Source organism: Halosimplex pelagicum, assembly GCF_013415905.1.
Taxonomy (GTDB): domain Archaea; phylum Halobacteriota; class Halobacteria; order Halobacteriales; family Haloarculaceae; genus Halosimplex; species Halosimplex pelagicum.
The window spans coordinates 187,940-213,652 of sequence record NZ_CP058909.1; the positions used below are offsets into that span (position 1 = coordinate 187,940).

23 protein-coding genes are annotated in these 25,713 nt (G+C 70.6%); 8 read left to right on the forward strand and 15 right to left on the reverse strand.

Annotated features, from left to right (window positions below; translation table 11 throughout):
- Nucleotides 1-24: 24 nt before the first annotated feature.
- Nucleotides 25-546: a CinA family protein gene (locus HZS54_RS01060; protein WP_179920129.1), complete on the reverse strand. Its 522-nt coding sequence runs from the start codon at nucleotides 544-546 to the stop codon at nucleotides 25-27.
- Between the two features lie 179 nt (nucleotides 547-725).
- Between HZS54_RS01060 and HZS54_RS01065 the strand changes: the two genes are divergently transcribed.
- Both HZS54_RS01065 and HZS54_RS01070 read left to right on the forward strand, forming a co-directional pair.
- The gene (locus HZS54_RS01065; protein ID WP_246391747.1) at nucleotides 726-1,220 is read left to right on the forward strand and encodes a P-loop nucleotide/nucleoside kinase family protein; all 495 of its coding nucleotides are present in this window, start codon (nucleotides 726-728) and stop codon (nucleotides 1,218-1,220) included.
- 56 nt (nucleotides 1,221-1,276) lie between these two features.
- Entirely contained in the window at nucleotides 1,277-2,398 is a 1,122-nt protein-coding gene (locus tag HZS54_RS01070) for a pyridoxal phosphate-dependent aminotransferase (protein ID WP_179920131.1), read from the forward strand.
- A gap of 21 nt (nucleotides 2,399-2,419) precedes the next feature.
- On the opposite strand, the gene HZS54_RS01075 is transcribed toward HZS54_RS01070, so the two are convergent.
- Nucleotides 2,420-3,475 carry a Gfo/Idh/MocA family protein gene (locus tag HZS54_RS01075; RefSeq protein WP_179920132.1) on the reverse strand — a complete coding sequence of 352 codons (1,056 nt, stop codon included), beginning with the start codon at nucleotides 3,473-3,475 and terminating at the stop codon, nucleotides 2,420-2,422.
- Between the two features lie 95 nt (nucleotides 3,476-3,570).
- Complete coding sequence (locus tag HZS54_RS01080; RefSeq protein ID WP_179920133.1) at nucleotides 3,571-5,835, reverse strand: PAS domain-containing sensor histidine kinase; 2,265 nt, start codon at nucleotides 5,833-5,835, stop codon at nucleotides 3,571-3,573.
- Between the two features lie 242 nt (nucleotides 5,836-6,077).
- On the opposite strand from HZS54_RS01080, the gene HZS54_RS01085 reads away from it, so the two are divergent.
- From HZS54_RS01085 to HZS54_RS01090, 3 genes are all read left to right on the forward strand, one after another.
- The gene (locus HZS54_RS01085) at nucleotides 6,078-8,693 is read left to right on the forward strand and encodes an ATP-dependent DNA helicase (protein WP_246391748.1); all 2,616 of its coding nucleotides are present in this window, start codon (nucleotides 6,078-6,080) and stop codon (nucleotides 8,691-8,693) included.
- A gap of 248 nt (nucleotides 8,694-8,941) precedes the next feature.
- Complete coding sequence (locus HZS54_RS26620; protein WP_425484368.1) at nucleotides 8,942-9,097, forward strand: DUF7563 family protein; 156 nt, start codon at nucleotides 8,942-8,944, stop codon at nucleotides 9,095-9,097.
- 155 nt (nucleotides 9,098-9,252) lie between these two features.
- Entirely contained in the window at nucleotides 9,253-9,456 is a 204-nt protein-coding gene (locus HZS54_RS01090) for a hypothetical protein (protein WP_179920134.1), read from the forward strand.
- Between the two features lie 48 nt (nucleotides 9,457-9,504).
- Here the strand turns inward: HZS54_RS01090 and HZS54_RS01095 are convergent, their stop codons facing one another.
- From HZS54_RS01095 to HZS54_RS01105, 3 genes are all read right to left on the reverse strand, one after another.
- Nucleotides 9,505-11,361, reverse strand: a complete 1,857-nt coding sequence (locus HZS54_RS01095) for a UvrD-helicase domain-containing protein (protein WP_179920135.1) — start codon at nucleotides 11,359-11,361, stop codon at nucleotides 9,505-9,507.
- 110 nt (nucleotides 11,362-11,471) lie between these two features.
- The gene (locus tag HZS54_RS01100; protein ID WP_179920136.1) at nucleotides 11,472-11,771 is read right to left on the reverse strand and encodes a DUF7521 family protein; all 300 of its coding nucleotides are present in this window, start codon (nucleotides 11,769-11,771) and stop codon (nucleotides 11,472-11,474) included.
- A 130-nt stretch (nucleotides 11,772-11,901) separates the two neighbouring features.
- A complete protein-coding gene (locus tag HZS54_RS01105; protein ID WP_179920137.1) occupies nucleotides 11,902-12,252 on the reverse strand; it encodes a winged helix-turn-helix domain-containing protein in 351 nt (116 codons plus the stop codon).
- Between the two features lie 564 nt (nucleotides 12,253-12,816).
- On the opposite strand from HZS54_RS01105, the gene HZS54_RS01110 reads away from it, so the two are divergent.
- The gene (locus HZS54_RS01110) at nucleotides 12,817-13,062 is read left to right on the forward strand and encodes a PRC-barrel domain containing protein (RefSeq protein WP_179920138.1); all 246 of its coding nucleotides are present in this window, start codon (nucleotides 12,817-12,819) and stop codon (nucleotides 13,060-13,062) included.
- 121 nt (nucleotides 13,063-13,183) lie between these two features.
- On the opposite strand, the gene HZS54_RS01115 is transcribed toward HZS54_RS01110, so the two are convergent.
- A complete protein-coding gene (locus tag HZS54_RS01115) occupies nucleotides 13,184-14,212 on the reverse strand; it encodes a lysylphosphatidylglycerol synthase transmembrane domain-containing protein (protein WP_179920139.1) in 1,029 nt (342 codons plus the stop codon).
- Nucleotides 14,213-14,214: 2 nt separating this feature from the next.
- Nucleotides 14,215-15,768 (reverse strand): sulfatase, encoded by a 1,554-nt coding sequence (locus HZS54_RS01120; protein ID WP_179920140.1) that lies wholly within the window; start codon nucleotides 15,766-15,768, stop codon nucleotides 14,215-14,217.
- Between the two features lie 185 nt (nucleotides 15,769-15,953).
- On the opposite strand from HZS54_RS01120, the gene HZS54_RS01125 reads away from it, so the two are divergent.
- Complete coding sequence (locus tag HZS54_RS01125) at nucleotides 15,954-17,021, forward strand: presenilin family intramembrane aspartyl protease PSH (protein WP_179920141.1); 1,068 nt, start codon at nucleotides 15,954-15,956, stop codon at nucleotides 17,019-17,021.
- Between the two features lie 99 nt (nucleotides 17,022-17,120).
- Here the strand turns inward: HZS54_RS01125 and HZS54_RS01130 are convergent, their stop codons facing one another.
- The 4 genes from HZS54_RS01130 to HZS54_RS01145 form a co-directional block, all read right to left on the reverse strand.
- Entirely contained in the window at nucleotides 17,121-17,495 is a 375-nt protein-coding gene (locus HZS54_RS01130) for a NifU family protein (protein WP_179920142.1), read from the reverse strand.
- Between the two features lie 69 nt (nucleotides 17,496-17,564).
- Nucleotides 17,565-17,903: a cupin domain-containing protein gene (locus tag HZS54_RS01135; protein ID WP_179920143.1), complete on the reverse strand. Its 339-nt coding sequence runs from the start codon at nucleotides 17,901-17,903 to the stop codon at nucleotides 17,565-17,567.
- A 535-nt stretch (nucleotides 17,904-18,438) separates the two neighbouring features.
- Nucleotides 18,439-19,653, reverse strand: coding sequence for an MFS transporter (locus tag HZS54_RS01140; RefSeq protein ID WP_179920144.1), 1,215 nt, complete (start codon nucleotides 19,651-19,653; stop codon nucleotides 18,439-18,441).
- Between the two features lie 127 nt (nucleotides 19,654-19,780).
- Nucleotides 19,781-20,587 (reverse strand): DUF7260 family protein, encoded by an 807-nt coding sequence (locus tag HZS54_RS01145; RefSeq protein ID WP_179920145.1) that lies wholly within the window; start codon nucleotides 20,585-20,587, stop codon nucleotides 19,781-19,783.
- A gap of 209 nt (nucleotides 20,588-20,796) precedes the next feature.
- Here HZS54_RS01145 and HZS54_RS01150 point away from each other — a divergent pair, with 209 nt between their 5' ends.
- Entirely contained in the window at nucleotides 20,797-21,378 is a 582-nt protein-coding gene (locus HZS54_RS01150) for an NADPH-dependent FMN reductase (RefSeq protein WP_179920146.1), read from the forward strand.
- Here HZS54_RS01150 and HZS54_RS01155 read toward each other — a convergent pair.
- From HZS54_RS01155 to HZS54_RS01165, 3 genes are all read right to left on the reverse strand, one after another.
- Entirely contained in the window at nucleotides 21,375-22,286 is a 912-nt protein-coding gene (locus HZS54_RS01155; RefSeq protein WP_179920147.1) for a dihydrodipicolinate synthase family protein, read from the reverse strand. The genes HZS54_RS01150 and HZS54_RS01155 overlap by 4 nt on opposite strands.
- Before the next feature lie 84 nt (nucleotides 22,287-22,370).
- Nucleotides 22,371-23,312 (reverse strand): carbohydrate kinase family protein, encoded by a 942-nt coding sequence (locus tag HZS54_RS01160; protein ID WP_179920148.1) that lies wholly within the window; start codon nucleotides 23,310-23,312, stop codon nucleotides 22,371-22,373.
- Between the two features lie 82 nt (nucleotides 23,313-23,394).
- Nucleotides 23,395-25,545 (reverse strand): periplasmic substrate-binding domain-containing protein, encoded by a 2,151-nt coding sequence (locus HZS54_RS01165; RefSeq protein ID WP_179920149.1) that lies wholly within the window; start codon nucleotides 25,543-25,545, stop codon nucleotides 23,395-23,397.
- Between the last annotated feature and the right edge of the window lie 168 nt (nucleotides 25,546-25,713).

The following is a 25,713-nucleotide window of genomic DNA, read 5'->3' on the forward strand; positions in this document are numbered from 1 at the left end:
GTCCGGAGTGAGCGCCGCCGGCCGTCAGTCGGCGCGCGAACTGACCGCGGTTTCGAGGTCCCGCAGCGCGCGGCGAGCCAGTCGCTCGCGGACGGCCGTCCGACCGCCGTCGAACTCGTAGCGGGAGACTCTGGTGGTCGAGTCGCCCGATTCCCAGGGGGCGGCGTAGGCGACGCCGACGAACCCGGTGCCGACCGGTTTGTCCTCGGTGCCGCCGTCCGGGCCGGCGACGCCCGCGGTGGCGACGCCCCAGGTGGCGTCGGCGGTGTCCCTGGCCGCCCGCGCCAGGTCGCGGGTGACCGGCTCGCTGACGGCGCCGTGCTCGTCGAGCGTCTCGCGGGGGACCGCGAGCGTCGCCCGGAGCGCGTCGTAGTCGTAGGGGACGACGACGCGGTCGAGGAAGTCGCTCGCGCCGGGCGGGCCCGTCAACAGGGCGCCGACGAGTCCGCCGGTGGCCGTCTCGGCGACGGCGAGCGTCTCGGCGCGTTCGGCCAGCAGGTCGCCGACCCGCTGCTCGACTGGAGGGTCCTCGGAAAACTCGCGCATACCGACACGACGGGCGGCCCCCGGAAAAGCGCAGGGGACGGGTCGACCCGCGGGACGGTCGGCGCGGACCATCGCGGCTGCGGACCGGCCGCGCCGAGGGTCCGAGACGGGAGGGGAGCCGAGAGCGGTGGCAGCCAGGACACCCACGTTCTTGAGGCGCGGGGTTCGAAATGGGGGTAATGGCACCGCGACTCGTCGTCCAATGCGGGCTGCCGGGGGTCGGGAAGTCGACCGTGGCGGGGGAGATCGCCGACCGCCTCGACGGCGAGCGGATCCGCAGCGACGCCGTCCGCCGGGACGTGGTCGAGGACCCGACCTACAGCCGCGCCGAACGGGACCGCGTCTACGGGGCGATGCTGGAGCGGGCGCGCGAGGCGCTCGCCGACGGCGACTCGGTCGTCCTCGACGCTACCTTCGAGCGCCGCGCCCACCGCGACCGCGCCGCCGCGCTCGCCGACGAGGTCGGCGCGGACCTGACGCTCGTCCGCGTGGTCTGCGACGACGAGGTGGCTCGGCGGCGGATCCGCGAGCGCGAGGACGACCCGAGCGAGGCGGACGTGTCCGTCTACGAGAACGCCCGTGACCGGTTCGAGCCGTTCGAACGCGACCACGTCACCGTCGACAACTCCGGGGACCTGGCGACGACGCGCCGACAGGTCGAGGTGCTGTTCTGAGCGGGGCGGGGCAACGCCAGGGTTTACGTCGCGGGCGGCCAAGCCGTCGGTGATCGATGGACTACGAGACGCCCCAGTTCTTCCGGGTGATGCAGTACGCGGCCGGCGCCGACCGCGACGTGGTCGACATGGTGAGCGGCAACCCCGACTGGGAGCCCCCCGAGGCGCTCCGCGAGGGCCTGCGCGACTACGCCGACGGCGACGTGAGCGAGTTCCAGTACCCCCCGAGCGTCGGTCTCGCCGAGCTACGCACCGAGATCGCCGAGCGCCGCGGCGTCGACCGCTCGCGCGTGATCGTCACCAACGGCGCCGGCGAGGCCAACCACCTCGCGACGACGGGCGCGCTGGAGCGGGAGGGTGGCGGGTCGGAGCTGATCATGACCGACCCGGTCTACCCCTACTACGCGGGACGGGCGAACCTGCTCGACGCCGACGCCACCTACGTCCCGGTCGACGAGACGGGGCAGCTCGACCCCGCCGACGTGCGCGCGGCCGCGAGCGACGAGACGGCCGCCATCGTCGTCAACTCGCCGAACAACCCCACGGGCGCGGTGTACCCGCCGGAGACGGTCGAGGCCCTCGTCGCGGTCGCCGAGGACCACGACGCCGTCCTCGTCGCCGACGAGGTGTACGACCACTACGACTTCACCGGCGCCTTCGAGAGCGCGCTCGCGGCCGACTCCGACCACGTCGTCGCCACCAACTCCTTCTCGAAGACGCTCGCGGTCACGGGCTTGCGGGTGGGCTACGCCGTCTTCCCGCCCGAAGACGGCCCGCTGGGCGACCTGGTCGAGCGCGCTCGCACCAGGCACATGATCCAGAACGTGACCGGCAGCCGGCCGGCCCAGGCGGCGGTGCTGCGGGCGCTCCGGGAGACGCCACCCGAGTACTACGAGCGCAACCGCGAGCGGCTCCGCGAGCGCATCGACCGGTTCACCGACGCGCTCGACCGGGCCGGCGCCGAGTACACCACGCCCGGCGGCTCCTTCTACGTGATGGCCCGCTTCGACGGCTTCCCGGGCACGATGGAGAACGTCGAGCGGCTGATCGACGAGGCGGGCGTGGCGGGGATGCCCGGCGAGGCCTTCGGCGAGTCCCGCGGCGACTGGATACGGTTCGCGCTGGTCACGCCGCGGGTCGACGAGGCCGCCGAGCGGCTGGCCGACTACCTCGGCTGACCGCGCGACGGTCGCGCCCGCTCACTCCACCGCGACGGGCTCGCCCCGCTCGGCCGACTCGTAGATCGCCTCGACGATCGCGACGGCCTTCCGGGCCTCGGGGCCGTCGAGCATGAACGGCTCGCCGCTCTCGCGGGCGTCGAGGAACTCGCGGACGTTCGGGAGTTCGAGCGGGTTCGGCTCGTCGGCGCCGGCGTCGGGCCCCGAGAACCGCTCGCGGACGGCCGGGTCGCCGTCGCGCCCCTCGCGGAACGCCCACGTCGTCAGCTCCTCGCCGCGGATCTCGGCGGATCCGTCCCGGCCGCCGAGTTCGTACCGGATCTCGCCGCCGGGGTAGGTCGCCGTCGTCGCGAGCAGTTGGCCGAGCGTCCCGTCGCGGTAGCGCAGCGTCGCGACGGCGGCGTCCTCCACGCCGAGGTCGGCGTCGTGGCCGCGGACGCCGGTGAACGCCGACACCTCGGCGACGGGGTTCTCGTCGGGGTCCAGGTCCATCCCGGCGCCGGCGATCCACTGGATCGCGTCGACGCTGTGGATGGCCTGGCTCATGACCGCGCCGCCGCCCGCGACCGCGGGGTCGGCCTGCCAGGTCCCGTCGTAGTAGCCGTCGTCGCGCCACCACGGGAGCGCGGCGTTCGCGACCGCCAGCGATCCGAACCGGCCCTCGGCGACGGCCTCGCGGACGGTCCGGACGATCGGTTTGTAGCGGCGCTGGAAGACGCCGCCGAGCCGGATCCCCGCCGCCTCGGCCGCGTCGACCATCCGGTCGATCCGCTCGGTCGTGATCTCCAGGGGCTTCTCGCAGAACACGTCGACCCCGCGGTCGGCCGCCGCGAGCGCCGGGTCGAGGTGCGCCCCGCTCGGGGTGCAGATATCGAGCACGTCGGGCTCGGCCGAATCGAGCATCGCCGACACGTCGAGATACGGGTCACAGTCGTGTTCGTCGGCGAACGACCGCACGCGCCCGTCGTCGCGGCCGGCGCAGGCGACGACCGCGGCGTCGTCCAGCTGTTCGTAGGCGCGCATGTGCGTCCCGGCGGCGCTGCCGACGCCGACGACCGCGATCCGGTGGGTGGGCATGGGCCTACCGACGACGAACGACGGGAAAAAGGCGCGGGTGGAGTGGTGGCCGACGCGGTCGGACACCGAGGCGGGCGGCGGCCGGCGAGCGCGGGTCAGCTCACGTCGTCGGCGTCGCCGGCGTCGAGGCGGACGGTGACGGTCGTCCCGTCGTCGCCGGTGTCGAACGCCAGGTCGCCGCCCGAGCGCTCGACGACCCACGAGACGAGCCAGAGGCCGACGCCGGTGCCGTGCTTGAGCGGCGTCTCCTCGCGGTCGGCGAGCACGTCGAGTTCCGACTGGGAGATGCCGGGACCGTCGTCGGTGATCCGGAGTTCGACGCTCCCCTCGTCGTCGGCCGCCGTGATCGTCACCGACGGAGTGCCGTCGCCGTGGGAGACCGCGTTTTCGACGAGGTTCTCGACCGCGTAGGGGAGCGCGCGGTGGGCGCGGACGGGCACCTGCTCGGTGATGCGCACGTCGTACTCGGCGTCCCCGTGGACGGCCGCGACGTTGGCGACGCTGCGGTTGACCACGGACCTGAGATCGAGCGTGACCCGTCCCTCGTCGCTGTCGATGACCCGCTCGATGGCCCGAGCCTTCTCGGTCGTCTCGACGAGCTGTTCGCTGCGGTCGACGATGGTCTCGGCCATCCGCCGCTGCTCGCCGTCCGTGCGCTCGGCCAGCACCTCCGCCTGCCCGCGGACGACGGTCAGTCCCGTGCGCACGTCGTGTCTGAGCACCCGCGTCAGCACCTGCTTGAGCAGGTCGAGCTCGCTCTCGCGGCGCTCGCGGGCGGTCACCTCGTGGAGGATCCCGACCGACCCGTCGGCGTCGTCGGCCGGGCCGAGGCCCGCGACGGTGGCCTCGAACTGCCGGACCTCGCCCGCCGGCGTCGGGAGGTCGAACCCGCGGGTGACGCTCTCGTCGGCCGCGCTCGCCCGGTCGAGCGCCTCGCCGATGCGCTCGGCGGCCGCCTCGGGGAGCAGTTCCGACAGGGGGGTGCCGACCAGCGACTCGCGGTCGCCGTCGAACAGTTCGACCAGCGCGTCGTTGCAGATCTCGACGCGGCCGTCGCCGTCGACGACGTACATCGGGTCGCCCGCGCTCTCGACGAGCCGGCGGTACTGTTCGAGCGTCCGCTCGCGGTCGCGGCGCTCGGTCACGTCGCGGGCGACGTTGACCAGCCCCTCGTAGCCGTCCTCGCCGTCGCGGACCGAGAAGTGGACCGCCAGCGTCCGCTCCTCGCCGTCGGCGGTCTCGAAGGTCATGTCGATGACCGCGCTGTCGCGGTCGGCCGTCCGCAGCTGCTGGAGCGTCCGCTGGCCCGACTGGAGCTCGCCCTCGGCCATGTAGGACGCCGTGTGCTCGCCGACCATGTCGTCGTAGCCCAGCAGCCCGGCGAACGACTCGTTGTGGTACTCGACGCGACCGTTGGCGTCGACGACACTGATCCCGTCCTGGACGTGCCGGTCCAAAAGATCCAGCAGTTCCAGCCGGGCGCTCGACCGGGCCGACCAGGTCACGTCCTCGACGATGACCAGCCGGAGCGGGCCGACCGTCTCGGGGAACTCGTGTTCGGTGTAGCGAAAGCGGGCCCGCCCTTCGGCGGTCGGCACGGAGAACTCCGTCGGCTCAGCGGGCACGTCCGGCCCGCGGATCGTCCGGATCGCGTCGGGGTCGTGCGAGAGCGCGGCGGTGAGCTGCCGGTAGAAGTTCGGCGTCTCCGGGACCGCCACGGTGACGCCGCGGCGGTCGAAGTACTCGTCCAGCGGCGTCGACTCCCAGATGACGGTGCCGTCCTCGTAGACGAGGAACGAGCACGACGATTGGGAATCCGGGTCGACCCGGTCGAACGCGCGAGAGAACCGCGAGGCGGCCTCGGGCGTGCGGCCCGCCCGCAGCAGTTTCTCGACGACGAAGTCGAGCCCCTCCTCGGCCGTCCACTTTTCGACGAGCGTGTCGACCGCGTCGAACACCGCCGGGTCCACGTCGCCCGGGTCGACCCGCGTGTAGAGGGCGACCGCCGCCCCGGACGCGCCGGCGTCCTCGACCAGCGACGCCACGTCCGCCGGCGCGTCCGGCTCGACCACGAACACGTCCACGTCGCCCGCGTCGATCCGCTCGCGGACGCGGTCGGGCTCGCTCGTCCCCTCGTAGTCGATGCCCTCCGAGCCGTCGGTCGCCGCCGTCAGTCGCGAGAGCACCGTCTCGTCGGGGTCGAGGTGCAGGATCCGGACGCCCGACTCGTCGGTGTCGTCGCCGTCGTCGGGCGTCGCGGACGGGTCGCCACCGGCGTCCTCGTCAGTTCCGCCCGCCGGGTCGTCGTCCTCGGGCGGTACGCCGTCGTCGCGGTCGTCGTCGCCGTCGGAAGCCGTCATCTCTCCGTCCCTCGCAGACCCTGCCGTCGAGATCGCGTGCCAACCCGTGTCATCGACCGTAGTGCCGGAATTGTACTCTCCACCAACTTAAGTCTCCCGTGGGCACGGGCGAGCGATCGCCAGACAGCGGGCGGAAGCGCCCCGGCGGGTGGGTCGGGAGCGGCCGCGGTTGGTCCGGCCGGTGGCGGTCGACCACCGCGGCATCCGTGCGTTCATAGGCGAGGACGACACAGGGATCCACGATGGTCGACGACCGGGCCGCGAGCGAGGGCGAGGCGACCGAAGCCGGGACGGCGAGTGCCGACGCCGCGAGCGGGTCGACCGCGAGCGGCGACGAGTCGGAAGACGGCGACGGCACTGGCGCCGGTCCCGAGGGGTGGTCGAGCGGCGACCCCGCCGAGGCCTGGCGCGACGTGTTCGGGTTCGACGAGCCCTACGAGAGCCAGACCGACGCGATCGAGACGGCGGTCGAGGTGGGCCAACGCGGCGGCTACTTCGCGATGGAGGGGCCCTGCGGCACCGGCAAGACGATGGCCGCGCTCACCGCGGGCGCGACGCTCGTCCGGACGACCCGCAAGTACGACCGCGTGATGGTCGTCACACCGGTCAAACAGCAGCGCAACCAGTTCGTCGAGGACCTGCGGGCGATGAACGCCCGCCTCGCCGCCGACCCCGACCGCCCCGAACCGCTCGACGGCGTCGCGCTGGTCGGCAAGCGCGACCTCTGCCCGTACGGCCGCGAGGGCGCGTTCCCCGACGACGCCTCGACCCACGACCGCTGCGAGGACCTCCGCGAGAACACCGCGGACCTCGTCGAGGCCGACCGCCGGTCGGGCGACGAACCCGCGGCCGACGCCGCGCTCGCCAGCGACCCCGAGGATATCTGGTGGGACCCGAGCCTCGCGAGCGACCTGGTACGGGAGGCCCGCATGGACGCCGACACCTACCGCACCTTCGACAGCGCGCTGGAGACGGCGGGCGCCGAGTCACCGTATCCGCGGAGCCAGCCCAGCGCGCCGGAATCCATGACCGCCGGCGACGACGAGCCGCTGTACTGCCCCTTCGAGGCCGACTGGTTCGCCCGCAACAAGGGCTCGCCCGTCGACTTCTCGGTCGGGGAGTCCCGAGTCGTCACCGCCGACGACTACCTCCCCGCCAGCGTCGAGCGCGGGACCTGCCCCCACCGGGCGATGGGCGTCATGCTCGAACACGCCGACGTGATAATCGGCAACTACAACCACGTCTTCGACCCCGGATCGCGGCCGCTCGTGGCCGCAGCCCTGGACTCCTCGACCTTCCTCGTCGTCGACGAGGCTCACCGGCTGGAAGAGCGGGTGCGAGACCTGCTCTCCGACCGGGTTGGCCGCTCGACGATCAAGCGCGCCCGAAACGACTGCAACCACCTCCTCTCGCGTGCGCGGGAGGGTCGGGACAAGAAACAGCAGGTCAGCGACCGGCTCGCGAGCCACGACGTGCCCCTCTCGGCGCTCGACCAGGCCCGCGAGTTCTACGACGACCTCCTCGGGTGGCTCGACGAGCGGGTCGAGCGCTACCTCGACGAGGAGGTCGAACGCGACTGGCGCGTCGGCGACCCCGCCGAGAGCGTCCCCGAGCGCGACGTGGAAGTTCCCCTCAGAGACCCCGACGAGCCGGAACCCGACGAGCTCACTCGGTGGGCCGAGCGGCAGGGCTACGACGGCGAACTCTGGCGGACGCTCGCGACCGTCGGCGCCGCCGTCGAGGACGCTATCGACGGCCTCGGACTGGCGCGCCAGCCGGTCTGCGCCGCCGTCGGCGCCGTGATGGGCCACTGGTGGGAGCGCGGCCACGACCGCTATCTCCGGGAGATCGAACTGGAGTACGCCCCGAAGACCGGCCAGGCCGCCGACGCGGTGGACAGGGACTACCAGCGGGTGTACACTCCCGGGCTCGTCCTGTTCGACTGCATGCCCGCCGAGTCGCTGAAGGAGATCTTCGACGCGCTGGGCGGCGGGGTGTTGATGAGCGCCACCCTCTCGCCGCTGGACGTGTTCACCGAGGTCTCGGGGTTGGAATCCCTGCGGGAGGGCGACCCGAACTCCGGTCCCACCCCCGACGAGGGCGACCCCGGGCGCCCGGTCGAGGCGACGAGCTACCCGCTGCGGTTCCCCGAGGACAACCGCGCGAGCTGGACGGTCGACGCCGAGCCGTTCACCGCCCGGAATCGGGGCGACCCCTCGGAGATGGACCCGCTGGGCGACGGCTGGAACCGCACGCGCGACGAGTACGCCCACGTCCTCCGGTCGGTCGCGCGCTCGCCGGGGAACGTCCTCGTGGCGATGCCCAACTACCGGGAGGCCGAGTGGGCCGGCGCCTACCTCGACGAAACCGTCGACAAACCCGTCCTCGTCGACGAGAGCTCCAGCAACGAGGCCACCGAGGAACTCAAATCTGACTTCTTCGGCGGCGGCGGGAAGGTCCTCGTCACCAGCACCCGCGGGACGCTGACGGAGGGGGTCGACTACGACGGCGAGAAACTGGCCGCGGCGCTGGTGATCGGCGTCCCCCTCGTGAACGTCGGGTCGCCCCGCGTGCAGGCGGTCCGGCGGGCCTACGCCGACGAGTTCGGCGAGGACAACGCCTTCGCGTACGCGCTGACCGTCCCGGCGGTCCGCCGGGCGCGCCAGGCCATCGGCCGCGTCATCCGCGGCACCGACGAGGTGGGCGTCCGCGTGTTCGCCGACCGCCGCTACACGGCGGGCGCTCCCCGCTCGGTCCACGAGTACCTCTCGCCCGCCGAGCGCGAGGAGTTCGTCCGCATGACCGCCGAGTTCCTCGACGGCCAGCTCGACCGGTTCTGGACCGACCGGTCGCAGTGACCCGGGAGACCTCCTCGGTCCGGCCGCGAGAACCGAAGATCCCGCTCGTCCCGACCTGCGGGACCCGTTCGTCCGGAACCTGTCGGCGCGCCGTCGTGCGATCGGTCGTTCGTATCAACCCGGTTATCGGTAGCGCGGTGGTACCGGGTAGAAGCGGGCTCCTGTCGGACCGAGAGGGGAAGTTAATCGGTCTATACCGCCGTCCACGGCCGGAAAGCATATGCCGGAGGATTACAGTTACTCAAGGGATGCCAGAGTGTCAGAACTGTGGGTCGTTCGTGACAGAGGCGTACGTACGCGTATTCACGCCCGACGGTCACACCGGCCCCCGCGTCTGTCCGTTCTGCGAAGACAAACTCCGTGACGGCGCCGAGGTGCGCGAGGCTCGGTCGTCGCGGTCATAGGCATCTCGCCTGTCCACCGCTCGTGCCGGCCGTCCGGGGGGACGGTCGATCACCGCTGTTTCGGTAGGTGCGAACGCCCTCGCCAGCCGCTGCACTCTCTCCAGAATACTTGCGCCGACGGCAAAACACTCCGCGGCTCCCGGAGTGGTCGAGGTATGGACGACGCCCTCCGACGGCGGCTGAACGCGATACTCGGGCTCTCGATCCTGGCCGTGAGCCTCCTTCTCGGGCTGGTCCTCGGACGGACCCGGCAGGACGAACTGTTTCTCGCGGCCGGGTCGCTCGTCGTACTCGTCTCCGTCGCGATCGCACTCGCGCTCGCGCGGTCGAACCCTCCTGGAGAAGTTGACGGTGGGTGAGCGGCGGTCGTCGAACGGCGGGCGCGCTCGGCAGGCCGCGACGGCGCCTCAGTCGGCGGCGACGGCGTCGCCGAGCTCCTGGGCGTTGGCGAGCACGTCCTCGACGGAGTCGCCGGTCGGCTCGTTGTTCAGCAGCACGTCGATGGGCAGCGTCGGCGCGCCGTCGACGAGGTTCTCCATGATGACCAGACGCTCGCGGGCGCGGGACATCCCGACGTAGAAGACGCGCCGTTCGTTGTCGGTGAGCGTCGGGACGGGCGAGGTGCGCTTGGTGAACTCCTCGTCGCCGGGGACCTCGCGGTCGGACTGGTCGACGGTGGCGGCCATCTGCTCGACGACCTTCTCCGTGAGGTCGGTGGCGACGAAGACGTGGTCGGCCTCGCGACCCTTCGCGCTGTGGATGGTGCCCAGGCGCACGCGGTCGGTCTCCATGCCCTCGTACTCCCCGGAGAAGTACGCCTCGACGGACCGTTCCTGGAAGCTAGTGACCTTCCGGAGCATGTCGGCGGCCGCCCGGGGGTCGGGAACGAACGGCGCGTAGTCGCGGATCGTCTCCGGTTCGACCGACAGCTCTTCGAGGTCCTCGACGTCGGCGGCCTCCTCCATCTCGTCGAGCTCGTCGAACAGGTCGTCGCGCTCGCTCGTGCCGAACGCGGAGTCGGCCAGCATGTCCGCGAGCCGACGGGCCTCCAGCCCGGTGACGGACTCTTCCTCGTCAAGTTTCTCGATGGCGCGGACGTACTGGGTGAGCCGGTCGGTCCACATCCGCTGGTCGGTCAGGCAGGTGAAGGGGATCCCCTCGCCGATAAACTCGTCGATGAACTGGAACATCTGGTAGCGCGCGCGGAAGAGGATCATCGCGGTGCCCTCCTCGTCCTGTTCGATCGTGGTGCGGACGTTGCGCACGAGGTCGATCATCGAGGGGTTCTGGACGCCCTCGACGCGGCCGCCCTCCTTGCGGGGGTTGAGGTCTTTCTCCTGACGCTTCTCGATGTGGCTGACCTCCCGGTTGACGACGTTGAGGATCCGCGAGGGGAGCCGGTAGGAGTTGGGGAGGATGTTGTCGTCGGTGACGTGCTCCTCCAGCAGCAGGTCGGGGTCGGCGCCCTGCCAGGCGTAGACGACCTGGTCGTCGTCGCCGGCGATCAGCACCGTCTCCATGTGCGGGCGCCACTCCCGGTAGACGTCGTACTGCAGCGTCGTGATGTCCTGGAACTCGTCGATGACGAGGTAGTCGACGCTGGGCATCAGCGACCGCTGGGCGACGCGTTCGAGCATGTCGGCGAAGCCGACCACGTCGTTCTCGCCCTTGTACTGGCGCCAGGCGCGGATCGTCTCGGGGACGCTGATGCGGTCGTCGTCGCTGGGCCAGGTCGGCGTGTACTTGTTGCCGGTCTGGGCGTTGTCGTCGATCTCCGGCGGGAGCCGGACGACCTCGTCGTCCCACTTGAACGGGACGTCGTACCAGTCGGCCACGTCCCGGCGGGTCCGCTGGAGCCACTGGCTCGTGGCGATGATCTTGTTGCCGATCGTGGTCGAGCGAGCGGTGCGACGCCGGGAGCCCTCGTACTCGTCCTCGTACTCGACGCCGAACTCGTCGCAGAACTCCTCCTTGTCGGACTCGCCGACCACGTCCCCCCGCGAGAGGTCGAGGAGCTCGTAGGCTTTCGCGTGCATCGTGCAGACGTTCCCCTTGAGCGCGCGCGGGGACTCGCCGAGCCGCTCGGCGAGGCGTTCGCGGATCTCCGCCGCGGCCGCCCGAGTGTAGGACACCACCAGCACGTCCCGGAACTCCACGTCGTCGTTCTCTTCCAGCAGGGTCTCGACCCTGTCGAGCAGTGCCGTCGTCTTCCCGCTCCCGGGACCACCAAACAGGCGCGTCACCTGGGTGGACGGTTCAGTCATTGGACCACTAGTGGGGCCCGTGGGTCATAAACGGCGTGGCTTGGAGGCGTCACCGCGCCGACGCGAGCGCCGCCGTTCGAGCGACGGTCCGGAGCGGCGCGAACCGCGGGTCAGTCCCTGTACAGCGAGACGTACAGCATCGTGAACCCGATGATGAAGGGGATCGATTCGGTCATCCGGAAGAACAGCCGGACGGTCTCGGTCGCCTCGCGCACGCCGATCTGGGCGATGACGGTGCTGGCGACGCCCATGCTGATGAACGCGAAACCCATGAAGGCGTACTGCAGGCGCTCGGAGGGGCGCTGTCGGTACGCCTGGAAACTGATCAACGTGATCCCGAGCGAGAGCCCGAACACCGCCATCCGCATCAGCGCCAGGACCCCCCGCATGACCGCGGCGACTTCTACCATTCGTCGTCTGTCCGGCAGGACGCACCGACATATAATTTCGCCGGTCCGCGTGCGGTCGGTCGAGCGGACGCTCGCGTCGCGGCGATGTCTGTCGCGGTCGGTCGCGGCGCCGTCCCGCCTCGTACCGCGCTCACTCGGGGTTGAGGTCGTCCCAGAGCTGGCTGAACCGGTCCGGGAGGTTCTCCTCGCGGTAGATACGCACCTTGTACTCGTCGTCCTCCAGCGAGATGACCGTCGACTCGAAGTTCGACTCGTAGACCTTGTAGTGGTTGCCGTCGTCGGCCACCAGCGTCTGGTCTTTGACGAGGTCGTACTGGGTGAGCATCTCGATGCGGCGGTAGACGGTCGGTAGCGACAGGTCGCACTCTTCGCTCAGGTCCTTCGCCGACCGGGGCTCGCGACTGATCGCGGCGAGCACCCGGCGGGCGTGTTCGTCTCCGATGGTATCGAGGATCTCCTCGATTGCCCGTTCGTCGTCCACTACCAGTGTGATCTCTTGAGGTGTTACAAAGACCTTTCGAGCGGGCGGCTCTTTCAGGCTCAGAAAACGCGCCTACCCCCTTATGGGAATCCCCCCACAACGCTGGAATGCGGACCAAGTGCGAGCCCGAACGGCCCATCGCACCGTGCGCATCCGTGTGTGCCTGGTGGGGTGTGGGTTCGACCGGCCCCCGGCGGGAGCCCGACCGCGCCATCCGGCGTGGGGCGTTCCCTCGCGGGCCGGCTCGGGTCGCCCGGGCTCGCATGCGGTCCTCGCCGGCACGAGCGCGCTGCCGGAGGTCGTTCCCGGTGCATTCCCCCCTAACGCGTCTCCCCCGACGCAGCCCGGGAACGAACGGGTCTCCCGACCCGCCGGCTCTCCCCCCTGCCGGCCTCCGTTGCCCGCCTTCCGGTGGACTTCCCCCTACTTTCCCCCCAACGTTCCCCCTTTTCGACCGACCGGTCAGCACCGCGAGCCGACCGAGTCCCCGAGCGGCCGCCCGGGTTGCAGCCTGCAGCCGCAAGGGCGAGCTACAGGTGTTCGAAAGGGGTATATCCGGGCGCTATGGCGACTGATACCGAGATCACCGACGCCGACGAGGGCAAGAAAGTAATCGGGGCGGACGGCGACGAGGTCGGTCGCGTCGTCGAGGTGAGCCACGGCACGGCACACGTCGAGCCCGACCCGGGCATCTCGGACACGATCATGTCCAAACTCGGCTGGGGGGACAGTGGCGAAGACGCGTACCCGCTCCAGGAGGAGCGGATCGATTCGGTCACAGACGACGAGATCCGACTCGGCACCCTCTGATCGGGGTCGCTCGGTCCGTTTCTGCCGGCTCGTCCCACCGAGCACCAGCGGCCGCCGTGCCACCGTTTGCGGTCGCGAAGCAGCCGCCAGCGCCGCGCTCGCGGACGGTCCTTTCGGCCGCTCACGACCGCGAGACGACGTACACCGCGGCGGCCCCGCCGGCCAGCACCGCGAACACGTAGCTGGCCAGCCGGTAGACGATGGCGATAGAGAGGCCGGTGGCGAAGGAGAACCCGCCCAGCGTCCCGAGCAGGCCGGCCAGCGCCGCCTCGACGCCGGCGAGGCCGCCGGGCGAGGGGGTCAGTCCGGCGAGTGTGCTCGCGGGGACGATGAAGAAGACGAGGAAGATGGAGATGGACTCACCGAGAGCGCGGACCGCGGCGTACAGCGGCAGGGCGAAGAAGAGCCAGCCGACGAAGGAGTAGACGAGCGCGTGGGCCAGCGCCGTCCGGTCGGCGGCGATGCGCTCGAAGGCCGTGTTGAGTTCGCGCAGTCGCTCGCGCAGCCCTTCGACGCTGAGGAAACGAACCCGCCGGACGACCGGCGCGGCGACGCGCAGGGCGAACGACCCGACGCGGCGGCGCGAGCGCCAGCCGACGACCGCGGCGACCGGCACCCCCACCGCGAAGACGACGAGGATGCCCGCGACGCCGCGGACCTGCTGCGAGAGCGTCGTCCGCACGACGAGGACGACGGTGCCGATGGCGGCGAAGGTGAAGAAGGGGAGGAGGTTCAGCAGGTCCGCCGTCACGACCGAGGCCAGCGAGTCCTCGTAGGACGCCTCCGTGTCCCTAGAGAGCACGTAGGCGATGAAGGGCTCGCCCCCGGCCTGGCCCAGCGGGGTGACGTAGTTGGCGAACGTCGCCGCGTAGTAGGTGACGACGAGCTTGCGGAACGGGATCCGATAGCCGACCACCCGGAGCACTATCTGCCAGGCCTTCGCCCAGGCGACGAGGCCGACGGCCGTCGAGAGACAGCCGACGGCCAGCCACGTCGGGTCCGCGCGGGCGAGTTCCGCGCGGATCTTGTCGATGCCGATACCGTAGGCGATCAGCGCGAGGACGACGAGGGCGATTGCGAACCCGCCGACTATCTTGACGGCCATCTGGCGGTCGACGAAGTCGAACAGATCCCGTCCAGTGTCGCTCACGGTTACTCGATGTACCCCAGATCCGACAGGCGGTCCTTGGCCTCCTCACCCATGTCGTCGAGCACGTCCTCGTCGGTCACGTCCGCCCACTCGCCGTCCATCTCCGACTCGAACGTGACGAGGGCGTCCTCCGTCGCGGCGATCACCTCGTCGTCCCCGCCGGCGAGGTCGTCCAGTTCGTCGGGGTCGGTGTCGAGCCGGTAGGCTTCGTCGGGGATGCGCTCGTTGCGGATGTACTTCCCGTCGGTCCGGCGGCCCGCGCGCATCCGCGAGTAGAACCGGGAGTCCCGATCGAGGTCGATGCCCGCGGCGCTGGCCTTGCTTTCGAGCTGGTTGAGCTCGACGACCGGCCGGTGGTAGTCGACGAAGGCGTAGTCGTCCAGTTCGCCGTCGTCGTGGGCCGAAAAGCGCGAGTCGGCCCCGCGGGGCGCGTCGACGTTCGCGAACTCGCGGTAGTCGGCGTCGAGCAGCGACCGAGCGCGGTCGAACGGCTCGCCGCCCGTATCGGCCTCGACGCCCGCGTGGTCAAGCACGGTGTGATAGAGGTCCTGCAACTCGACCTGGGTCTCGGTGTCGCGCTCGGCGTCCAGTTCGGGGTGTTTGACCATGAGCGGGACGTTGACCAGCGGGTCGTAGATGCCGAACTCGTGGCCGTAGAGGCCGTGTTCACCGAACAGCTCGCCGTGGTCGGCACAGACGACGACCAGCGTGTCATCCCAGCGGTCGGTCTCGCGCAGCCAGTTGAACAGCCGCCCGAGGTGGTGGTCGATGTGGGCGATCTCGGCGTCGTAGAGGCCCCGAATGTCCTCCCATTCGTCGTCGTCGATGTCCCGCGCACCCGAGTTGAACTCCTTGGAGTTCTGGCAGACCTCCGTGGAATCGACCCCTGGGGCGAACTCGTCGGCGAACTCCTCGGGCGGGTGGTAGGGGAGGTGGGCGTCCATCAGGTTGATGAAGGAGAACCACTCGTCGCCCTCGGCCTCGCTGTCCTCGACGAAGTCCTGGACGCGGTCGACGATCTCGGGGGTCTTGGTGTCGCCGCCGCCGCTCTCGGCGAAGTACTCGTGGGCGGTGTTGCCGAGTTCGACGAGCCGGTCGGCGACGCTCCGGAGCCGTTCGTTGTCGTTCATCGTCTTCCAGATCTTCGAGAGCGGGCCCGACAGCAGGTCGCCGGGCATGACCTGGAAGAAGTTGTCCTGGTCGTCGAAGCCGTCGGCGAGGTTGGTGTAGGGGGTGATCCAGGCGTTCGAGGAGTAGCAAGCGGTGGCGTAGCCCGCCGCGGACAGCGACTCGGCGAGGGTGGTGGCGTCCTCCAGATAGGGGTTCTCCTGGGTGGCGCCGTGCTGGGTGGGGTACAGGCCCGTGAACAGCGAGGCGTGGACGGGGAGGGTCCAGGGCGCCGGCGCGACGGCCTCCTCGAAGACCCGCGCGTCGTCGGCGAAGTCCTCCAGGTTCGGCGTCGTCGGCCGGTCGTAGCCGTACACCGAGAGGTGGCTCTGGCGGACCGTGTCCATGACGACGAACAGGACGTTCCCCGGACCGTCTGTCTCGCTCATGGCAGGGTGGGCGCGACGCACGGAATTAAACTCCGTGATTCCGCGGCCGCCCCGCGCCCGGTCGCGGGCCCCGCCGCGGCGGCGAGTCCGGGAGATATTTGCCGGCGGTGGCCGTCTGCCCCGACCATGCAACGGACGCCGGTACGCGCGGTGTCGACGACTCGGCCCGGTCCGGGGGAGGAGCCGTGAGCGAGCGAGCCGCCGACGCCACGGACGACGGCGCCGCCGACGCCGAGGCGGCCGGGTCGACGACCGGCATCCCCGCCGGCACCTACGCCTACGCCGGGATCGTCGCGTGCTACGCGGCGACCATCCTGCTGGGGCTCGCGCTGACCGACGAGATCGACGCGATGGGCCTGGCCATGTTCCAGGACCCCGGGAGCGTCGGGAACGTCGGCGTCTTCGCGGTGCTGTTGCTGGTCGCCACCGGAGGGATGGTCGCCGCGTTCCGCTACGGCTACGGCGAGGCGCTCGTCCGCGTGTTCCTGCTCGGGTCGGCGAGCACGCTCACCGCCGTGGCGTTCGTCGCCCTGACCGGCGTCGGGTCGATCGCCCCGAGCGGCAGCGCTCTGATGGGACTGCCCGACAGTCCGGCGTCGATAGCGGTCGCCGCCGTCGTCTTCGCCGTCCTCTGGGGCTACCCCGAGTGGTACGTCAACGACCTGGCGGCGGTGGTCTTCGGCGCCGCGGCCATCCCGATGCTCGGGCTCGGGTTCGGACCTCTCCCGGTGGTCGTCCTGCTGGTCGCCTGGGCCGGCTACGACGCCTACGCCGTCTACGTCTCCGGCCACATGCAGGAACTCGCCGCGGGCCTGGGCGACCTGAAAGCCCCCATCGTCTTCGTCGTCCCCCACTCGCTCGACTTCTCGATGCGCGACCCCGAGTTCGACCTGATCGGCGACGGGGACGGGGAGGACGACGCGGCTGCAACCGACGACGAGAGTGCCGGCTCGCCCGCCCGCTCGGAGATCGCCCTCCTCGGGCTCGGCGACGCGATCATCCCGGGGATGCTCGCGGTCAGCGCCGGTCACTTCCTCGACGCGCCCGCCGTCGTCCCGGCGCTCAACGCCAACGCGCCCGCCCTCGGGGCCCTGCTCGGCGGCCTCGTCGGCATGTGCGGCCTGCTCTATCTCGTCCACCGCGTCGAGGGCGCCCACGCCGGCCTCCCGCCGCTGAACGCGGGTGTGCTGGCCGGGTACCTCCTCGGCGCCGTCGCCGCCGGGATTCCGATCTCGACGGCGCTGGGAATTTAGGCGCTCGTTTTCGGTCGCTCACGTTCGGATTGGACGACCGCCAGCGTCGCGACTCTGGGTCGGATGAAAAACGTGAGATGGTGAACCGAGGAGCCGGCGTCAGAAGGGCGCTTCGGGGCCTTCGTCCTCGTCGCCGCCGATGTCGCCGCCGCGGGAGTCGCTGGGCATCGAGGGGCCGGTGTCGCCGCCCATCATGCCTTCGCCGCCGCCCATGCCGCCGCCCGTGCGGGCGTTAACCGTCTCGATCTCGGGGATCTCCTTGGTCATGCGCGTCTTGATGGCCTGGATGGTCATCGGGGAGATGCCACAGCCCGAACACGCGCCGCCGAGCTGGATCGTCACCGAGCCGTTCTCGCGGTCGATCTCCTCGATGGCCGCGCTGCCCCCGTGCATCTGGATCTGCGGGAAGTTGCGCCGCAGGAAGTTCGAGATGCGCTCGCGCAGGTCGTCGCCGTCCTCGGTTTCGGTGCTCATAGTGGTTCGTGGTTGGCGACGACGGTGCTTAGACCTTTGGACTCAGGTGTTCGCTCCCGGCCGCGCCGCTCAGTCCATCCAGTCGGGGTCCGCCCGCGGCGGCGCGAACACGTCGATGCCGTCCAGCGGCTCGTCGCCCGTCGCCTCGACGCTGTGGGGCTCCCCGCTCGCGAGGTGGTAGGAGTCGCCCGAACTCACCGGGAACTCCTCGCCGTCGACGACGAACACGCCCGACCCGCTCGTGATGTAGCCGACCTGCTCGTGCTCGTGGCTGTGCTCCGGAACCACCGCCCCCGGCTCGATGTGGACGTGCTGCATGCTCGTCCGCTCGCCGACCGCCAGCTGTGTGAGGTGGACGCCGTCTGCGACTTCGACCGTCTCGTTCGCCGAGTGTGTTTCGACCTGCATGGATCGGCTGTGGGCGTCCCCGCACCTAAGCGTAGGTGTTGATCGAGACGAGGACGGTCAGTTCGATGTGCTCAGTTATCGGTTTGGGGTGACCGAGTCTCGGACTGAAGTCGAACGACAGCGACCGCAGTCGACGGTGAGCGATGAAAGCCCTCGCCGCGCTCGCTAGCAACTGTTTCGACCACAGGAGACAGCAGGCGATGAAAGCCCTCACCGCGCTCGCGGTCGCTGAAGCGGGATATCCGCGCTCTCGGCACCGCCCGCGCGGATAGGGCCCGCTCAGACGACTACATGAACGCGAGCGCGCCTCGCCCTTTCAGTCCGCCAGGAACCGCAACAACACGTCTCGGCCCCGCACGGCAACCGCAGACGGCCTCACACCTCCCCAGCCTCTTGCGCTTCTCGCGGGCTGCGATGCTCATCCCTCGCGCGATGCTGTCGCGACACGAGAGTCGCGACAGCGCACGCCAACCGCACCGCTCACCGCGACCGCAACAGCCGTCACCTGTACCGAACGTGACCGACGCGCGTCGACTCACTCGCCGGTCGGGAGGCGTCCGGCGCGGGCGAGCACCAGCATCCCGACGGCGACGACGCCGACCACCACGGCGTACCCGCGGAAGACGCCGTCGTAGGGGATGCCGAGCTGGTAGAACGCGCCGACGGCGACGCCACCGGGGGCCTGCATGAGCATCATGACGGCGCTGTAGCCCGAGTAGGCGCTGGCGCGGTTCTCGTCGGGCAGCGAGTCCAGCAGGTAGGCGTCCGCGACGGGGAACAGACCGTGAATGACGAGGCTCATCGCGACGGAGACGACCGCGACCGCGAGCCACGAGGAGACGAGCGTGAGCGCGAACAGGGTGGCGACGAAGCCGCCGAGGACGCCGAGCAGGACGGGCAGGTAGTCGAAGCGGTCGGCCAGCCGGCCGGCGACGACGAACGACGGGACGCCGGCGCCGAAGGTGATCGTCAGGAGGGTGTTGGCCGGGCCGGCCGCGATCCCCTTCGCGCCGAGGTAGGTGACGTAGAAGTTGAACACGCCCTGCCAGACGAAGCCGGTGACGCCGACGAAGACGACGCCGGCGGCGACGAGGCGCCACTGGGCGCGGATCCCCCCCAGCAGGTCGCGGTCGTCGGCGCCCGCCTCGGGGAGGTCGGCGCGACGGACCGCGAGGACGAAGACGACGGTGACGACGACGGCGAGGGCGGCCAGCGCGCGGAAGGACAGTTGCCACGACCCGCGGGCGATGGCGACCGAGACGAGGAACGGGGCGGTGACGGCGGCGACCTGCGAGGACATCCCGCGGAGGCCGACCGCCAGCCCCACCCGGTCGGGGTAGAGTTCGCTGACGAGGGGGTTGGCGGCGATGAAGAAGACGCCCGAAGCGAGGCCGACCAGCAGCGCGCCGACGACGGTGACGCGGATCGACGGCGAGAACGCGGTGAACGCGGCCGCGGCGGCCAGGCCGACGCCCATCCCGGTGATGACCCGGTGGCGCGAGACGACGGTGAGGAGATACCCCGTGGGGAGTCGCGGGAGCGCGCTGCCGACCCAGACGGCGGTGGCGGCCAGCCCCGCGGTCGCGGGGCTGACGCCCGTGCGGATGAAGTAGTCGACCAGCGGCGCGAAGGCGATCCGGCCGAAGTTCACGAGAAAGGAGAAGGCGCAGATGGAGACGAACACGCCGGCGCGGCCGTGGGGCTTCGCGGCGCCCGTCGCGGTCGCGCCCGACGCTTCGCTCGTGGTCACGGTCTCCGGTCGCGGCCGCTGTCGGTTTAAGCCCGCGCTCGCGGCCAAAGGTTCCCGTTTGCGGTGCGGTCACAGTGGGCGGAGGCCGGGTGCGAACCGGAGGGGAGCCGCCCCGCGCGGTCGACGGTCACCGCAGACAGCGCGTCCGGAGGTCGCGGACCCGTTCGAGGCAGTCGGCGACGGCGGCCAGCGCGGGACACCGCCGCTCGCGGTCGCCGTAGAGGAAGTTGATCAGGCTCACCCCGTCGACGCCGGAGAGGGGGACCGCGGGGCGCCCGTGGACGAGTCGCTGGCGTTCGTCGGCCAGGTCGGCGCAGGTCGCCTCGGTTTCGGCCAGCCGTTCGTCGAGGCGGCTCAACCGCGCGGAGTCGGCGCCGTCGAGTTCGGCGCCGATCTCGTCGAGGCGCCGCTCGCAGGCCGCGAGGCCGTCCCCGACGGCCGTCAGCGAGTCGCGCTCGCGTTCGAGGGAGCGACGGAACCGCGACCGCTCGTCGACGGCCCGGTCGGCGGCGGCGGCGAGCGCGCGGTACAGCGGCGGCGTCAGCCGCGTGCCGTCGACGACCTGCGCGGCCACGTCGGCGCCGCACTCGGCGGCGAGGTTCGCCCGGAGCGTGTCGTCGTACTCGGCCTCGAAGTGCGGGACCGCCATCACGGTCTCGCGGTAGGCCGTCCGGACGGTCCGGAGCCCGGTGCCGACGGGCGGTTCCGAGCGCGCCGCGGCGAGCGTCGGAGCGGACCCGGTGGCCGCCGAGCCCGCGCCGATGCTCGCGGCGTCGGTCGCGTTCCCGTCGGCCGTCGCGGGGGTCCACGGCTCGACCTTCGAGAGACGGGCGCGGAAGCGGTCGAACGCCGCCCGCTCGTCGGTGATGTACTCGATCTCCCTGTCGACGGTCTCGACGGCGTCGGCGACCCGGTCGTGCGGTGTGTCCGTCATGTGTCTCGGGCGTGGTGGTATCTGTCCGCCAGCGCGTGTAACCGGTTGCTATGTGGGGCACGTAGCGCTCCCGACGGCTATGTAGCGGCGCCGACCCGCGGGACGCGGGCGGACGGCGTCGGTCCGACGAACGGGCGGAGACCTGTCCGCGTCGCTACCAAAACGGCGTTCAGCGAACCTTTATTCGGCCGGTGCGTCGATCCGAGTACATGACCCGCCCCGACGTGGTCGCCGTCTGCGGCAGTCGCCGCGAGGGGAGTTACACCCGCCGGGCCCTCCGGATCGCGCTCGACGCGGCCGCCGACGCCGGCGCCGACACCGAGTTGCTCGACCTGCGGACGATCGACCTGCCGCCGTTCGACCCCGACGCGGAGGAGGGCGAGGCGGTCGTCGCGTTCAAGCGCCGGGTTCGCGAGGCCGACGCCGTGATCCTGGGCTCGCCCGTCTACCACGGCTCCTACTCGGCGACGCTGAAAGACGCGCTGGACTACTGCGGCAAAGACGAGTTCACGGACACGACCGTCGGCCTGCTCGCCACCGCCGGCGGCGGCAGCTACGCGAGCACGTTCGACCACCTCCGCACCGTGGTCCGGTCGGTCCACGGCTGGACCGTGCCCACCCAGGTCGGCATCCGCGGCGCCTACGACAAGTTCGACGGCGACCGAGTCACCGAGCCCGGCCTCGAAGACCGCATCCGCAAACTCGGCCGCGAGGTCGCCGCCAACGCGGACGTGGAGCCGGCCGCCCGCCGCGAGCGGGGCGTCGCGGCCGCCGCCGACTGCGACGACTAAATGAGATCCAGCGTCCGCAGCGTCCGTTCCAGTTGCACTTCCTCCTCATCGCTCATCCGCTGGAGCGGCCGCCGCATCGGACCGGGGTCGAAGTCGACCTCGGGATGCAGATCGAGCGCGGACTTGACGCCGCCCAGATAGGGGCCCTGGTCGATGGCCTTCCACACGTCGAACACGCGGCTCTGCAGTTCGCGGGCGCGGGTCTCGTCGCCGTCGACGTAGGACTCGTAGAGCTCGACGGTCATCTCCGGGAAGACGTTCGAGACGGCGCTCACCAGTCCCGTGCAGCCGATCTCCAGTTCGGCGAACAGCAGCGAGTCGAGCCCGGCGAGGTAGGTGAGCTCGGGGTGGCGGTCGATGGCCTGGCCGAGCCACGCCACGTCGCCGCTGGAGTCCTTGACGCCGACGATCCCCTCGATGGTCGCGAGCCGGTCCAGCGTATCGAGGTCGAGCTTGTTGCCCATCCGAGCGGGGAAGTGGTAGATGTACACCGGGATGTCGACGGCGTCGGTGACCTCCTCGTAGTGTTCGACGACGGCGTCGTTGTCGATCGGGTAGTAGTAGGGGATCCCGACGACGACCGCGTCGGCGCCCGCGTCCTCGGCGTCGACCGAGTAGGAGACGGTGTTTCGGGTACTGGGCGCGCTGACGCCGGCGATCACGGGCACCTCCTCGCCCACCTCGTCGACGACTGCCTCGATGACCGCGGCGCGCTCGTCGGGCTTGAGCATCGGGAACTCCCCGTTGGTCCCCAGCGGGAACACGCCGTGGACCCCCCGATCGACCACGAACCGTGCGTGCGCCGCCGTCGCGTCGAGCGCCAGCTCCTCGTCGTCGGTGAAGGCGGTGATCGTCGGCGGGATCACCCCGTGTATCGATACGTCGTGCGTCGGGCCAGTGTTCGCCATCTGTCGATCACTGGACGACCCGAGAATATGAAGGTATCGCCACAGGTCAGTACTGACACCGTTCGAGAGCGGCGAACGGGCGGTCTACACGACGGAATCGGGGTTCGGGAGCTCGGCCATCCCGCCGGCGCGGGTGGTCGCGGCGGCGGCGACGGCGTTCCCGCGTTCGAGGACGGCACGCAGGTCCCGTTCGCCGCCGGCCAGCGCGTCGACGACGCCGGCGGTGAAAGCGTCGCCGGCCCCGGTACTGTCGACGGCGTCGACGGCGTAGCCGCCATGGGACGCCTCGGCGGGGCCCCAGGGGGCGTCGGTGGCCGCCCGGGCCGCCGCGCCGTCCTCGCCCAGCGTCAGGAAGACGGTGTGGGGGCCGCGCTCGTGGAGTTGTGGTGCGACGGCGTCGATATCGCCGGTGTCGCCCTCGATCCCGGCCGGTCCCAGGTCCTCGGGGGAGGCCTTGACCGCGTCGACGGCGGGAAGTATCCGGTCGACCTCCCCGGCGAAGTCGGCGTCGCCCCACAGCTCCGGGCGGGCGTTCAGGTCGAAGACGACGGTGCAGTCGCGGGCGTTCGCGCGGTCGACGAGGTCGCGGATCGCTCCCCGCGAGGGGTCGCTGGCGAGAGGGACGCTGCCGACGACGACCCAGTCGACGGCGTCGAGGGCGTCGTCGGGGACACGGCCGAGTTCGAGGCGGGTGTCGGCGGTGCCGTCGCGGTAGAAGGTGAACCGGGGGCCGCTCGCCGGGTCGCCGCTGACGAACGCGAGGGTGGTCTTGGCCGAGGGGTCCCGTTCGACGAACCGGTCCGGGACGCCGCGGTCGGCGAGCGTCTCGACGAGGAAGTCGCCGAAGGGGTCGCTCCCGACGCGGGTCCAGAACCAGGCGGGGCGGTCGAGCTGGGCGAGCCGGACGGCGACGTTGGCGGGGGCGCCGCCGGGTCGGCGGGCGAACTCCTCGGTGGCCGCCAGGGGCGTAGCGGTCCCCGGCAGGAAGTCGACGAGCGTCTCGCCGGCGACGAGAACGTCGGGCATGGGCGGAGCTACCGGGGCGGCGACGAAAAAGACGGGGGAGTCGCGGGTCAGCCGGCCGGCGGCCGACCACGCTCGCGGACGGTCACTCCGGCGGTTCGTAGTCGGTGTCGGTGCTGGCCTGCGTGAGGCCGGTCAGCGTGGTGCCGATCGGCATGTTGACGTTGCGCGCGTAGTCGAGGGCGCGGGCGCCGTCGCCCGGCCACTCGAGGTCCCGGACGTTGCCCCAGGTCCCGGACAGCGACTGGGCGAACACGAAGTCGGGGAGGTAGTAGTTGTAGTACTGCGCGCAGGTGCGGTACAGCTCCAGGACCTCCTCCTGGGACGCGCCGGGCTCGCGGATCGCCTGGACGACCTCGAACATGTCGACCTCGCGGCCGTTCTCCAGGTCCGGGTTGATGCCGGCCTCGTCCGGCGCCTCGATGGAGCCGACCTCCTCGGGCAGCTGGACGTGGACGGGCTTGTTCTGGGTGTCGCGGTCGTCCTCCTCGGTGAGCCGGAAGACGCTGCCGGCGGTGGGACTGCCGCCCAGCAGGGCCTCGCCCCACCAGGCGCCGCGGTCGTTGTACTTGCCGAAGATGGTCGCGGTGTCCGACCAGAACAGCGACGTGTCGTAGTTCAGCCCGCTGCCTTCCGGGTTGAGGCTGTCCGACCACGTCGAGAAACCGGGCGTCGAGAAGTTGACGCCGAAGCCCCAGTTGGCGAGGTTCGCCCGGATCGTCTGGGCGGCCTGGACGTAGCTGCTGTTGCCCGACTGGGCCGTGAGGTCGATCGTCGCCTGGTTGCCGTTGGGGTCGACCCACTGGCCGCCCTGCTTGCTGTAGCCCGCGTTCCGCATGTACTGGTTCGCGTTCTCGAGGTTCTGGTCGCGCGAGTAGGTGTGGAGGCTGTCCAGGAACTCCTCGGAGAAGGTGGACTCGTTCTCCGAGTCCATCAGGAACGTGTCGTAGGAGGTGGTCTGGCCGGTCTCCTCGCCCCAGCCGTTGGCGACGACGGCGTTCCAGTCGACCGCCTCGACCAGGGCCCGGCGTACCCACAACCGCTGGAGATGCGGGTTGTGCCAGTTCATCAGCCACTGGGTGCCCAGCGTGGCGTTGAGCCACCGCGTCAGCTCCTGCATGTGGTCGGGGAGCATCTCGCGGTTGAAGTCCGAACTGGGCGTGACGGCGCCGCCGTTGAAGTCGATCGAGCCGTTCGACGCGAGCGTCTGGCGCCGGCTCGCGTCCGCCCAGAAGATCTCGACGTTCTCGACGTTCGTGTGGCCGGCGTTGGGGTGGTCGTCGTCCTTGCGGAGGACCATCGACTCCGAGCCCACGTCGTCCATGTTCCGGAGGACGTACATCCCCGACCCCCAGCCCTCGCCCTCCTCCACGGCGATGCGCTGCAGCGAGACGCGGTCGCTCGCCAGTTCGTCGCTGACCGACGAGACCTCCTCCGCCGAGGAGGCGTCCTGAAACTGCTCGTGGTACGGGTCCGTGAAGTCGGTGTGCAGCGGCGGATTGAACAGCAGGCCCTTCGCCTGGGCTTCGATGATCGGCTTGGCGACGGGGTTGGGATCCTGTTCGGGGACCGTCCCCTTGTCGAACCAGCCGTGGCGGGTCCACTGGTCCTCGGCCTCCTCGTTGAACGTCGCGCCCTCGGTGTACTTGTTGCCGTTGAAGAACCAGGCGGTGTGGTTGTGCTGGACCAGCGTCGGCGCGTCGTAGGGGTCGCCGTTCCAGAACGACGCCCGGTCGTCGAGGTGGTGGCGCCAGTCGTAGGGCTCGTTGACCGTCCACTCCTCGATCCACGTCATCAGCTCGACCTCCTCGTGGTCGGGCTTGTGCGGGGTCGGCACCGTCGTCCCGCTGTAGGCGTTGGTCTTCGTGTGGACGTTGTTGAGCCCGTTCAGCTCCGACATCCAGTTGTCGCCGTAGGTGTTGTCCTGAGGCGTCCAGGGGTTCCAGTTGAACACGTCCGGCGAGTTGTTGACCGCCACCCGGACGGTGTCGGTCACCGCCTGGCTCGCCGTGGCGGTCTCGCTCCCGCCGTCGTCCGACTCCGTCGGCGTGTCACCGCCGTCTCCCCCCGCGTCGGTCTGCGTGTCCTCGCCGCCACCGCCACCGTCGGTCGGCGTGTCGCCGCCGCCGCTGCCGCTGGGACACCCCGCCAGGCCCGCCGCACTCAGGCCCGCGAGGATCTGTGCGTACTGTCGACGTGACAGGTCCGAACCACTGCCATTGGGATCACGTGGCATACCACACAGGTCCAGCGACTCGTATATAATGGTTGTCCACGTTATCGTAACAGATTCCGGCTCGCTAAATCCGAACGGGCCAGAATACGCCGGAAACGCGCTATCGACGCCTCGAAGCCGAGTACTTATATCAAGATATCGCCGTCGATTCTGTTTAACAATGAAGAA